We start from the raw sequence: 12,994 nt of genomic DNA on the forward strand, positions 1-12,994 counted from the left end.
AAGCTCCTAATGATCATGGCTGGCGCCAGACTTCATCAGGTCGGCTTTGAGGATAAAACTATGAGTTGTGGCGTACTGCACACCCAGTGGCACACCGGACAACACTTCCACTTGTGTATCGTCGGCACGGCCTAATTGCGGCATACGAATTTCAAAGTTGTCGCCATGGCGAATAAAAATCACGGTTTTGCCATTCCACTGTTGCAAAGCAGCTTTGTTGATCACTAAAGGCGCATCGATAGTAGCAACCGTGACGTCGGTTTTGACATGCATACCTGGCCGCCAGTGTCCGTCTGGGTTTGCCACTACACCACGGGCGCGGGCAATATGACCACCTGTCATTTGTGGCGCTATATAACTGATTTGGCTTAGTGCCGATTGATGACCATGTAAGTCTTTTACCAAAAAATCATCCCCCACTTTAAGTTGTTCTGTATCAGAGGGAAAAGCGGACATTTCGATATAAACAGAAGAAAAATCACTGATTTCCAGCAGCGGCTGTTCAGAGACTCTGCTGCCAACACTGACGTATTTGGCCGTCACTTCACCTGAAATTGGCGCATAAACAGAGTAACTTTTTAAGCTGGCCGGGTTTTGCACTGTTGCCACTAACTGGCCTTTCGTCACTTTATCGCCGACTTTCACCGTCAGTTGCTGCACCAAGCCAGCATAAGCAGCACCTGGCTGCACCTGCTGCTCTGGTATAGCGGCTACGACTCCGAATAAATGCAGCTGAGTACGGATTTGGCCCGCTTTTGTTTGCTGCAGCTCTATACCAGCTTTTTGAACAGAACGCTCGGACAACTGAATACGGCCTTCAAAGGAATCATAATGCCATTCATAGTTTTTGCCCTGATAACTGGCCTTTATTTCCACTTCAAAGGAATGAGGCTCACGAATGACTGTATCGCCAAGCCAATAATCCAGCTCAGGGCTAAAGTTGATGAGTTCTGCAGCTTCACCCAAGCGCTGTAAAGTGGCCTGTAGTTTTAGCTCTGTGGCTTTTATGGCTTTGCCGTTTTGATAAAGATATAAACGCAACTCGGGCTCAACTTCAGTTTCATAGATAGTGACTTCTATAGCGAAGTCATCCTGGGTCAGTAAAGGCCCGCCCTGTGGACCTTTGGCGGGTTCGGTTTCAGAATGTCCGTCTTGGTGATCTGCACTATGATCATCACCGTGAGCAGCAACCAAAGCAGTAAAACTAAGGCACACACTTAACAATAAAATGGTTAAAAAGCGGAAAAAATTCATTGAGAAAGCTCCTGCTGTAAAGGGAGAGTGGACCTGTTGCGCTGCTGAGTTAAGGCCTGTGGACCTTTTACCACCATAGGTAAACCGGTCAGGCGTTCCAGCTCTAACAGCTGCAGATGCAAAGCGTATTGCAGGTCAATGACGTTACGTTTGGCTGACAATATTTCCTGCTGCGCTGAGAGTAAGTCGGTCATATCAAAGATGCCTTGCTGATAACCGGCCGACATCTGCTCCAGTAGCTGTTGTGCCAGCGGGATCACGGCTTTTTGGTAATCAAGGATTTGCTCGCTTAGCTGAGTCAGTTGCAGATAAATACGCTCTGTTTGTAATTGCAACTGCTGCATAGTCTGTTGCTGCTGCAGCTTTGTTTGTTCAGCCAAAGCTTCACTGGCTAAAACAGCGCCACGATTGGGATTCTCCAGGCTAAGCGGCATACTGAGCTGCAGCACAAAGGCATTGTCGTTGCTTTGTTCATTACGGCGAATACCAGCCCCAAGGGTTAAATCAGCCTGACCTAAAGCTTTGGCTAACTGCAACTGACTATCCAGCACTCTGCTTTGCGTCAGCCACCACTGCAGCTCTGGCGCTTGCTGTAATTGCGTCAGTACATCCGCCAAAACAGGCAAAGTGGGAAGCAGGCTTAAATCACCTGATACAGTTTCAAAATCGGGCTGACTTGCCCAGTGACTGGCTAACAGACGCAGGTTCACCCGCTTTTCAGCCAACAGACTTTTATGCTCCATCCGGCTTTGCAGCACTTTCAGTTCCAGTCGGGTGACATCTGCATCTGTCACATTGCCCGCTTTAGCGCGCTGTTTAGCCACGTCAAGCATTTGCTGTTCAGTCGCCATTTTTTGCTCTGTCCACTGCAGCAAATCCTGCTGATGCAATAGCTGCAGAAAAGAGCGCATAGTGGCCGCCAGTGCATCCACTTTATCCAGTTGGTATTGCTGTTCAGTTAACTTGCTTTGCCACTGGGTCAGCTCAAGCCGCTTCTGGCGTTTATCACCCAGTTCAATCAATTGACTCAGGCTTAAGGTCAGTTCGGCATTTTTAAAGCCAGTGCTGTCGCCAGTACCAAGCACATCGGCCAGCTCCAGGTTCAGTTCGGGGTTAGGCCGCTGTCCGGCGCTGATAGCGGCGGCATCATGGATACGCTGCTGATAGGGATACAATTGCAAGCCAGGGCTTTGCACTAAAGTGCGTTTTAACGCTTCTTCAATAGTAAGTGTTGTCGCCTGGGCAGGCATAGCCCACAGCAACACTAAGGCCAGCAGCACAGAAGCCGCATAGCCGGAATTCATAGTCATAACTATGCTCCACTGGATCATTTAAATAAAAGTAAAAAACGGATGTTTAATCAGGAGATTTAAAGATTGGGTGGAGGCACTAAAGGGGTATAGCTGGTGGTGATCATCGCATATTGAGCTAAGCCTGATGCTTTGTGCACCACAGGGTCTGCAGATACAGAATAAAGTTCGGCTATATAGCAGGCAACATGAGCATGAGTGGGGTGATGGTTGTCGTTATGTTCTGCTTCGTGTCCTGCAGCATCTTCTGCGCTTTCTTGCATAGCGCAATGCTGATGTTCACTGTGACTGGAGTTGTCGAATAAAGAAAAAGGGTGATCCTCCTGCGGCAAATGCATAATAATGCTTTCACAAGCCGAAACGGCGTGATTCAGCATAATCAGCATCAGTACAAGCAGGCGGAGCATAGGTTTTGGCATAAAGCCCTCGATAAGAACTGCTCGCATCATAGCCTATAGTTCTTCACCAACTCAAGCTTACAGATAAGGTTCAAAGGCCTTTGAGTACAGCTCTACAAATTCACCTTGTTGGTTTTTAACAATAAACAAGGCGGCAATTTGCTGTTGATTAGCAAGTTCCATGGCTTTTTCCGGGCCCATCACCATAAAAGCTGTTGATAAGCCATCCGCTGTCATGCAGGACGGATGGATCACTGTAGAGGACAACATCATGTGGGTTACTGGCTTGCCGGTTTTAGGATCTATTAAGTGCGAATAACGCTGGTTGTTTTCTTCAAAGAAAATACGGTAGTCGCCTGAAGTAGCCACAGCATTGTCTTTAGGCCGGAGCAGACGTTGCAACACACGACCTTCAGCCACAGGTTTTTCCAGTCCTACAGTCCAGTCTTTGTTTGCCAGAGAGCTGCCTTTGACACGAATTTCACCACCAATTTCAGCCAGAAAGTTGCTGATGCCTTGCTGCTCCAACACTTCTGCCAGCAAATCAACACCATAACCTTTAGCTATAGTGGATAAGTCAACATAAAGCTCTGGCTTGGTTTTATACACTTTGCTGCCATCCAGCTGCAGATACTGTGCTCCAATTTGTGTTTTGGCCAGGGCTATGGCGGCATCATCCGGTACTTTTTCTGGTCTGTGCGTGGGGCCAAAACCCCATAAATTTACCAAAGGACCTACAGTAATATCCAGATAACCATCGGTCAGCTGCGCCAGCCGGATCCCTTCTGCAAATAACAGCCGCAGCATTTCTGAAGCTTCGCGTGGCTCTGTCGAATCACTGCTGTTCAATAAGGACAACTCAGAATCTTTGATATAAGTAGAGGCCACCTGATTCACCTCTTTTAATGCCAGATCAATCTGAGCCTGCACTTGCTGCTGATCCGGCATGCCAGGCTGGCTGATATAGGTGACATGGTAGGTCGTACCCATGGTTTTGCCTTCCAGCAACACTTTTTCACTGTCAGGTTGTGCACAAGCGGCTAAGGTCACTAAAACAACAAAAGCGAAAAAATGTTGTTTCAGCCCCAAAAAAGATGCGGTATTCAAATCGTTTTTCCTTCAGGGCAGCTCTGTGGTTATTATCCCACAGAGCACCTCGTCAAAGCTTTACACTTATCTGATCTAATGGCTTACCCATCGCCACAGTGCTGATTTATCGGTGCAACTGTCCTGCCCTTTCTGGCTGGTAAAGCAGTTGCAGTACTTGTATCGGTTGAATGTCGCCATCAGGCATAGGCCAGTGAATTTGATCGCCCTCACGTAACCCAAGCAAAGCAGAACCTACAGGAGCCAGCACTGAGACTTTATCACCTGCTGCATCCAGATCTTTTGGATACACCAGTGTCAGGCAAGGTTCTTCGCCTGTTTTCAGTAAACGTAGCCGCACAGTGGAATTCATAGTGACCACATCCTTTGGCATTTCTTCGGGTTCTACCACAGCACCTCGTTCCAGTTCTTGCTCCAGCGCTAAGCGGGCTGGATCTGTAGCTGGCAATCGGCTTAACAGCGCATCTAAACGATCCAGATCCAGACTGGATAACAGCAATTCAGGTAAGGCGGGGTCAGGTAAAGTTTGATTCATTCGTTTCTCCTGTACAGAGGGAGTGAAAGTGAAAGCAGGGGGTTGTTTGACTGACATCAGATCACACAACATAAAACGCAAAGTACGGCGAAACAGCTGAACTTCAGCCACTTGCCCCACATTTTTCCCCAATAAAGCCGCGCCTAAAGGGGATAACACCGAAATAAAACCTTGTTCTGGTTGTGCTTGCTGCGGGTAAACCAGAGTGATCCAGGATTCCGTCTGATCAGACAAATCCAGCAACCGCACCGAACAACCAGGCAGCATGCCGGTTTCGCTCAGTACTTTAGGTTTATGGTTCGCAACAGCGCCAAGTTGTTGCAACACGTGCTGTAGTTGCCAGGGCGGTAAAGGGTGAATAGCCGAACTTGCCATAAAAAATAGCGTTGAAACATCGGTTTTAGCCGATGTTTTTTTAGTAAAGATAGTCATTCCAGACTCCGGAATTTAAATAGTCCAAATCAGAGAGCGTAACGAACAGCCGACCCCGTCAAACGGAGCCGGCTTAGGAATGGAAGACGGTAAAAAAAGCGGCGTGATAAGACGGCGACTTTATTGCTGTTTTGAACAAAAGAACCTCCGTCTTGTTGAAATGGAAAAAGGAATTCGACTCTGGACACCATATCGCATTTGGCGACAGAACTCAAAGCCCCGGCTTGCTTTGCTGCTCTGTGCCCTGGCCCACAGATATGTGGTTAAAATCAGTCCATGCTCATAAATCAGCCCAATACACGGAGTACGACATGAGCTATTTCACCACCAAAGACAATACCCGGCTTTATTACAAAGACTGGGGCAGTGGCAGCACTGTGATTTTGATCCATGGCTGGCCTTTATCTTCCGACAGTTGGGAAGATCAGGCCATAGCGCTGGTCAATGCCGGCCACAGAGTCATTGCTTACGACAGACGTGGTTTTGGCCGGTCTTCACAGCCCTGGCATGGTTACGATTACAATACCCTGGCCGACGACTTAGCTGAACTGATCAACCACACGGCAGTCAATGATGTAGCCCTGGTTGGATTCTCAATGGGCGGTGGCGAAGTAGCACGTTATATGTCACGTTTTGAAGGCAAAAAAGTCACTAAAATTGCGCTGATTTCCTCCGTCTTACCTTTTCGTTTACTGACGCCGGACAATCCAAGCGGTACTGACGCTGCAACTTTTGAACAAACGGCTTTGGCATTAAAAACCGACAGGCCGCACTTTTACACTGCGTTTTTCCAGAAGTTTTTTGGCGTCACTATATTGTCCAATCCGGTCAGCTCTGCTTATTTAGACTGGATGCAAGGCATAGCTATGCAAGGCAGTTTACGTTCAGCCTTGCAGTGCCTGAACTCTTTTTCGTCCACTGACTTCAGGGCAGATTTAGAAGCAATACAGGTGCCTGTGTTAGTGATCCATGGCACTGAAGATGCCACAGTACCCATTCAAAGTTCGTCACGCTTAATCCGTAACTTTATTCCGGACGCAGAACTGATTGAATACGATGGCGCACCCCATGGCTTATTTGCCACAGAAAAAGACCGCTTAAGCCGGGATTTAATCCAGTTTTTAAAAGCGGACTCAGTTTAACAGTGGAGCAAAACTTCAGTCAGAGCTTGCGCTCTGACTCCTTGTTAAGGCAAAGCAGCAAAATCGATTTGTGGTACTGCGTTACTGACTGGCAATTGCCATGAAGTACCCACTACGGTGGTGTCGCTAAAGAATCCACAGTTTTGCAGCATAAAACCCTGCTCTGTTACACCGCCTTTGAAATCCAGTCGGTTGCCGCTGCCACCTGTACTGTCGACAGTAAAACTGGCGCTGCGGTTTTGTGTCCAGTTGCCTGCTGCATCAGCAAACCATTGGCTCGGGAAAAACACCTTACGGCCTGTATCTCCGGTTTCTGGGATAAAGTTTTCTAAAAAGGAATGCGGCCTTTCTATATTGCGCTGCGTATCAGGCCGGCTGAAACTGGCGATCAACTGCCATTGGCCGGACTCTGGCGGATAAAACCAGGCGCTGTAATGGGTGTGGTTGTCGTTTTGTGGTTCTGCTTTGAGCAGAAAACCATAGCGGGTGTCGGTTTGCCACAAATAACGCAGGAAACTCTGGCCGCCTGAACCTTCGTTACCAAACTCCCCTGTTTGTACTTGCGCGCCCTTACGCAGTAATTTCACCTGAAACTCTTGTGGAATACTGCTTGGGTCGTCTGTTTCATAAGGGCTCCAGACAGAAAACAACACACGCCGCTCTGTGGCAGAATTCACCTGAATACCAAAATAACCATCGGCAAAACCATTGGCCATAAAGTAGCTGCCTAAGGTGTCGCTGCCAGATGGAATTTCCATTTCACTGTAAAACCAGCGTGTTGTGCTGTTGTCAGGCAACTGATAATTTAAGTGCACCGAAGGCCCACGCCGCCCCCAATACACTTCATCTTTAATATAACTGGCGTTTGCTGCGGCTGAACCACCAAAATTCAGTTGAGTCAGTTCAGCAAAAGTCTGACCGTTACTGCTGACTCCCCGCAACAAAATTTTCTGATAACCAGTTTGAGTCACCTGAAAACGGCCAACCGCATGTTGCTTGCTGCTGGAGCCAGTTAAAGACACAGTCTGGCGTTGCTCATTTAAACTAACTTCCAGTTTAGATTCGCCTTGTGCCACCTGCCCTGTTAAAGCTAAATCCAGCTCTCCTGTTTGTGGTAAATACAAATACACCGCCAACACATCATCAGCATGTTGCCAGTTCGTTATTCCCTGATCTGTCACTATAGCACCCGTAGCTTGGGCGTCTCCTTCCACCCAGCTATTGGCTGCCAGACTTAACTGGTAAGGCAAAGGCTGCTGCTGTACAGGCTTCGCAGAAACAGCAGCTTGTTCCGCCGAACTGCCGCCACAAGCTGTTAAAAAAATAAGCCCCGGCAGGGCCATTAAATATCGCATCATAGGTTTATCCTTTACTGTTATCCGGCTTTTGTAGGGGCGCGGTTTATCCGCGCCCGCCTCTCGTTTCCATTGATTCCATCAGGATAAAGTTAGAAGCTGCCCCTGATACCCACAGCAAGCTGAGTACCAAAACGTTCCAGATAGTTGACCTGATCTTCACGTTTGACATAACCCCAGTAGCGGCTGTTGCTTAAGTTACTGGCCTCAGCAAAAACCGTCAGACCCTGCATAAAGTCATAACTGATGCTGGCATCCAGCTGACCATAATCCGCTATCCAGGAGGCTCCACCCCAATCTTCCGGATTAGTCACAAATTTAGAACGCCAGTTGTAAGCTAAACGGGCCTGTACGCCATATTGTTCATAATAAACCACAGCGTTGTAGGAGTTTTTCGACATGCCCTGAAACGGCAGCTCTTTGGCTTTTAGCGCAGGATCCTCGTAGTTACTGTCGACATAGGTGTAATTCAACTGGAAACCTAAACCGTTAAAAGGTTCTGGCAACCATTCCTGCAGTGATTGTTGCCAGGCCATTTCATAACCCTGCACTTTGGCGCCGTAATCACCGTTGACCGAAGTTGTGACCAGATAATCAGTGCCTGCAACGTTGGCGGCAAATTTGCCTTCAGTAACAAAAGACTTAATGTCTTTTATAAACACACCACCGCTTAAGGCACTACTTTCACCGTAATACCATTCCAGGGTCAGATCCGCCTGATTGGCTTCTTCAGGTTTTACACCGGGATTGCCCATAGCCAGAGTGGGCAAACCTTGTTCGCGTACTGTGAAGTTAGGTGCGGCCCAGGAGCGCAGATAATACAAAGCAGGACGACTTAACACTTCGGCGGCAGAAAAACGGAGTAATAATTCATCGGTTAAATTCAGCTTAAAGTTTAAGCTTGGCAAAATACTGTTGTAGCTGTCGTCGTAGCTGACAGGCAATACCTGACGCCAGTCGTTATTAATGGGTAAACCTGCACCATCCAGTTCTACTTTAGCTAAGTCATAGCCAAAGCCTATCGAAGTGACATCAGTTTTACTGCCCCTTAAACCCAGGTTCAACATCGAACTTAAACCAAAAATTTCCGGTTCCATCGTCAGTTGTACAAAGGCAGTAGTCACAGCTTCTTCCACTTCGTAGCTACCTGCCCTGTTTTGCACCGCCACTATGCTTTTATCAGCGGCTTCAGCATTTAAACCACGGTAATAAGCCAGCAGCTTGTCGTAATCAAAACTTGGCCATGTCTGTGGCGATGTGCTGGTTTCGCCATCAAGGAAGTTGTCAAAATTGGCTGGTACAAAGACATCAGCCGGAATACGGAACAGCTCAAATTCGCCTTTTTGGAATACCGTACTGTCATCAAAGGCATAACCGTCACGGGTTAAATAGAAACCACCCCGGCTGAACTGGCTGGGGTTGGCTGAGGCATACTGATTCTGACCTTTGTTTTGGTTCACATAAGTTAAACCAGCATCCACTTTAGTGATCAGTCCATCCTGTGGCGTATAGGTGCTGAGCAGTTTGAAGTCACCAATTTTGTCGCTCACACCAGTACCAGAGTTATAGCTGTAGTGTGCACCATAGTCCTGATTTGCGGTCAGGCCAGGGCTTATCACCACGTCTGGTAATTTGTTGTCTGAACTGTAATCAATGTCGATGGCGTCAACAAAACCCCGGGCCACAATAAAGCGATTATCACCGGCGTTTTGATCTTTGGCTTCTGAATAAGCTGCGTCCAGAGTAAAAGACCATTGTTCGTTGTACTGGTATTTTGTATTGAAACCTAACTGATAAGTGTCGGTTTTACGGGGAGAGCTGATATTCAGCAGCTCCACCATAGTATTTTCACCTGTCTGTCGCATTTTGACTACTCTGTCCATCTCGTCAAAAGTGGCGTCGCTAAAAAGTGGCGTGCCCGGAGTCCAGCTTTCGTCGTAGTTTACAAAACCAATCTGATACCTGTTGCCATCTGTGTTGTAGCGGGAAAAAAGGCTGTCGAAGTTAATATCCAACTGATCTGTAGGTTTCCACTGCAAAGCTAAAGTGGCACCTAAACGTTCACGCACATCCTGCGCATTAGCAAAGTACATATAGCTTGGGATCTTAGAGGCATAAGTTTCACCCGCATCTATAATACCGTTGCTATTGGTATCGACTGGTACCCCGGCACTGTCAACACCCCAGCCTTCATCTTCATCAAAAAAACCTGAGGCTGAATAGGTATCAGCCCGTAAGGTTTTCTTTGAATAGACAGCAGAAAACAAGGCACCGAAACTGTCATCTTCGTTTTTCTGGCCATAGATAAAAGACGCATGTGGATGTGTGTCCTGAGTGCGTGATTCATAAATACCTTTGGCGGATGCCGAAATAGTAGTGCCATCCATATCCAGTGGCTTGCGGGTTTCTATATCAATCACAGCACCAATGCCACCTTCGGGCAGCTGAGCTTCAGGGGATTTATACACCCTGAGCACACTGACCAGCTCTGAGGCTATGGTGTCGAAGTTAAAATCACGGCCAGCATATTCAGACGCCAGCTTGCGGCCATTTAAGGTAGTAATGTTGTAACCACCACCTAAACCACGCACCAGAATATTCTGACCTTCGCCGCCATTACGGGTAATGGTAATACCCGGAATACGCTGCAAGGCTTCAGCTAAGTTTTCATCCGGAAACTTACCTATGTCATCGGATACCACTAAATCCACCAGGCTGGTGGCGTTTTGTTTTTGAAACAAAGACTCTTTGATACTGCTGCGAATGCCAGACACCTGAATGACTTCAATGTCTTTCGCATTTTTTTCTGCCTGCACTGCTGCTGTAGTTTCTGCTGTTTCGGTTTGCTCTGCGGCAAGCTGCCAGCTAAATCCAGCTAAGGCGGCACTGATAGCCAGACTAAGCATGGCTGGTTTTGTTGTGATCCTGTTCATGTATTCCCCGCTCTGGTAATTTTTATAGTTTTCGTCAATTCACAAGTCAACGAAGATTGATTTAACTTGCGATTATTTACTTATAGCGCTAAAAAACATCAATGATCAACAACGAAGCACAAAAAAACTTTTATTTATTTTCTTTTCATGCCATGCTAGATTCAACTGAAAGCAGTCAGAGCGGCCTGAAACCAGTCAGAAGGCCAGATAAATCAAGGTCTTTCGCTAAAGCAGGTGCAAAGACACGCACTTTCGAAAGCTTTCGAAACTAAAAACGGCATGTTATGTTCAGCGCAACAAAAAGTGCATGAACAGGAAAATAAATGGACAACTTAAATACGATCGAACGGCAGCAAGAGATAGTCCGGCTAACACAGCAACTGGGCAAAGTGGCCGTCAGAGAACTGGCGGATCGTTTTGCTGTATCGGAAGTCACAATACGCAGTGATTTGGCGGTGCTGGATCAGAAAAAGTTACTGGTGCGTTCCCGTGGCGGAGCTTTGATTAACAGTGAGCTGAGCCGCGAGTTGTCGTTAAAAGAAAAACGTCATTGTTATTCGGCGTTAAAGCAACAATTGGGGGCAGCTGCGGCTGGCTTGATCCGTGATGGCGACAGAGTGATTTTAGATTCAGGCACCACCACTCAGCAGGTAGCAGCACATTTAGCTGACCATAAAGATCTGATTGTGATGACCAACGGCTTAAATATTGCGATGGAGCTGGCGCAAAAAGAAGAAGTGGAAGTGATGTTAACCGGCGGCTTGTTACGCAAAAAGTCGATGTCGTTTTACGGCAACGTGGCAGAAAAAAGCCTGCGGGATTACAACTTCAACAAACTGATTTTAGGGGTTGATGGTTTTGATTTAAAAGCAGGTTTAACCACCCACTTTGAAAAAGAAGCCAGCTTAAACCGGCTGATGTGTGACATAGCCAACGAAATTATTGTGGTGACGGATTCGTCCAAATTTGATCAACGCGCTTTTCATGTGATTTGCGGCAGCGCCAACATTCACAGCCTGGTGACCGACAGCGGAATACCAGAGCAGTATGCAGAACATTTAACAAAACAAGGTGTGCACCTACACATCATAGATAAAACGAACTTGTAGCTAAATTAAAAACGGGGAAGGAAAGAGTATGTCTGGATTTAATCGTCGTTCATTTTTAAAAGCATCTATGGCAACAGCAGCTTTAGGCGCTTTGGCGTCCTGCGCTCAGACAGGCAGCAGCACAGGCATTACCACCAAGCCAAAAGGCAAGTCGGTGATGGGTTTAGTGGTACCAAAAATGAACGAAGTACGGGTTGGCTTAATTGGTGTGGGTGAACGTGGTACTGGTTATGTAGACCACTTCAATAAAATTGAAGGCGCCCGTATTACTGCGATCTGTGATCCGGACTCTTTAGTACTGGACCGTGCCCGCAAAAAAATGGCGGATTATGGCAATACAGCAGCGACCTATTATGGCAATGGTGATTATGCCTACCGTGAACTATTAAACCGTCAGGACGTGGATATTGTGGTTATTTCCACCCCATGGAAATGGCACCACCCTATGGCCAAAGAAGCCATGCTGGCCGGTAAACATGCTTTTGTTGAAGTGCCTATGGCTTTAACTTTAGAAGAAATGTGGGATCTGGTCGACACGGCTGAAGCCACTCAGCTGAACTGCATGATGATGGAAAACGTCAACTATGGCCGTGATGAACTGATGGTACTGAATATGGTACGTCAGGGGTTGTTTGGCGACTTGCTGCACGCTGAAGCGGCTTATATTCACGAATTACGCTGGCAGATGAAAGAAATGGACCGTAAAACCGGTTCATGGCGCACTTTGTATCATACCCAGCTGAATGGCAATCTGTACCCCACTCATGGCTTAGGCCCTGTGGCTCAGTATATGAATATCAACAGAGGCGACCGCTTTGATTATTTAAGTTCGGTCAGCTCACCGGCTTTAGGCCGTGCCGCTTATGCCAAACGTGAATTCCCGGCCGATCACCCACGTAATCAACTGAAGTATATTCATGGCGACATCAATACCAGCGTGATTAAAACCGTTAAAGGCCGGAGCATTATGATCCAGCATGACACTACAACACCACGGCCTTACTCCCGCCATAACCTTATTCAGGGCACTAATGGTGTTTTTGCCGGTTTCCCTAACCGCATTGCATTAGAAAATGGCGGCAGCGCCAATCACAAAGGAAGCTTCCACGAGTGGGAAACCGATATGGACCCCTGGTATGACAAATACGATCACCCTTTGTGGGTGCGTATGGGCAAAGAAGCTGAACGCAACGGCGGCCATGGCGGCATGGACTTCTTAATGTGCTGGCGCATGATTTATTGCCTGCGTAACGGCGAAGCTTTGGATCAGGATGTATACGACGGTGCCGCCTGGTCAGCTGTATTGCCTTTGTCTGTGGCTTCGGTTTCCGATCGCAGCAACTCCAAAGACTTCCCTGACTTTACCCGTGGTGCATGGCAAAACGGTACACCACTTGGCATTGTAGGGAAAAGCTAAGC

The 12,994-nt window shown here is 47.4% G+C and carries 10 protein-coding genes; 3 read left to right on the forward strand and 7 right to left on the reverse strand.

The features are described 5' to 3' along the window. Nucleotides 1–6 precede the first annotated feature (6 nt). The 5 genes from J2W69_RS15020 to rnk all read right to left on the reverse strand — a co-directional run bounded on the left by J2W69_RS15020 (nucleotide 7) and on the right by rnk (nucleotide 5,036). Nucleotides 7–1,254 carry an efflux RND transporter periplasmic adaptor subunit gene (locus tag J2W69_RS15020; protein ID WP_310279971.1) on the reverse strand — a complete coding sequence of 416 codons (1,248 nt, stop codon included), beginning with the start codon at nucleotides 1,252–1,254 and terminating at the stop codon, nucleotides 7–9. Further along, complete coding sequence (locus tag J2W69_RS15025; protein ID WP_310279973.1) at nucleotides 1,251–2,564, reverse strand: TolC family protein; 1,314 nt, start codon at nucleotides 2,562–2,564, stop codon at nucleotides 1,251–1,253. Before J2W69_RS15025 ends, J2W69_RS15020 begins: the two co-directional genes overlap by 4 nt. A gap of 59 nt (nucleotides 2,565–2,623) precedes the next feature. Beyond that, entirely contained in the window at nucleotides 2,624–3,013 is a 390-nt protein-coding gene (locus J2W69_RS15030) for a hypothetical protein (RefSeq protein ID WP_310279974.1), read from the reverse strand. A 27-nt stretch (nucleotides 3,014–3,040) separates the two neighbouring features. Then, nucleotides 3,041–4,069, reverse strand: a complete 1,029-nt coding sequence (locus J2W69_RS15035; protein ID WP_310279976.1) for an FAD:protein FMN transferase — start codon at nucleotides 4,067–4,069, stop codon at nucleotides 3,041–3,043. Between the two features lie 106 nt (nucleotides 4,070–4,175). Then, nucleotides 4,176–5,036: a nucleoside diphosphate kinase regulator gene (gene rnk / locus J2W69_RS15040; RefSeq protein ID WP_310279978.1), complete on the reverse strand. Its 861-nt coding sequence runs from the start codon at nucleotides 5,034–5,036 to the stop codon at nucleotides 4,176–4,178. A gap of 311 nt (nucleotides 5,037–5,347) precedes the next feature. On the opposite strand from rnk, the gene J2W69_RS15045 reads away from it, so the two are divergent. After that, on the forward strand, nucleotides 5,348–6,178 hold the full coding sequence (locus J2W69_RS15045) for an alpha/beta fold hydrolase (RefSeq protein WP_310279980.1): 831 nt from the start codon (nucleotides 5,348–5,350) through the stop codon (nucleotides 6,176–6,178). Nucleotides 6,179–6,222: 44 nt separating this feature from the next. On the opposite strand, the gene J2W69_RS15050 is transcribed toward J2W69_RS15045, so the two are convergent. Then, nucleotides 6,223–7,536 (reverse strand): DUF3472 domain-containing protein, encoded by a 1,314-nt coding sequence (locus J2W69_RS15050; protein ID WP_310279982.1) that lies wholly within the window; start codon nucleotides 7,534–7,536, stop codon nucleotides 6,223–6,225. An 89-nt stretch (nucleotides 7,537–7,625) separates the two neighbouring features. Beyond that, nucleotides 7,626–10,466, reverse strand: a complete 2,841-nt coding sequence (locus tag J2W69_RS15055; RefSeq protein WP_310279984.1) for a TonB-dependent receptor — start codon at nucleotides 10,464–10,466, stop codon at nucleotides 7,626–7,628. A gap of 323 nt (nucleotides 10,467–10,789) precedes the next feature. On the opposite strand from J2W69_RS15055, the gene agaR reads away from it, so the two are divergent. Together agaR and J2W69_RS15065 are read left to right on the forward strand one after the other, a co-directional pair. Further along, nucleotides 10,790–11,575 (forward strand): transcriptional repressor AgaR, encoded by a 786-nt coding sequence (gene agaR / locus J2W69_RS15060; RefSeq protein WP_310279986.1) that lies wholly within the window; start codon nucleotides 10,790–10,792, stop codon nucleotides 11,573–11,575. Nucleotides 11,576–11,603: 28 nt separating this feature from the next. Continuing rightward, the gene (locus J2W69_RS15065) at nucleotides 11,604–12,992 is read left to right on the forward strand and encodes a Gfo/Idh/MocA family oxidoreductase (RefSeq protein ID WP_310279988.1); all 1,389 of its coding nucleotides are present in this window, start codon (nucleotides 11,604–11,606) and stop codon (nucleotides 12,990–12,992) included. The last annotated feature ends 2 nt before the right edge of the window (nucleotides 12,993–12,994 follow it).

The sequence above is a fragment of the Rheinheimera soli genome (assembly GCF_031457405.1).
In the GTDB taxonomy this organism is placed as follows: Bacteria; Pseudomonadota; Gammaproteobacteria; order Enterobacterales; family Alteromonadaceae; genus Pararheinheimera; species Pararheinheimera soli_A.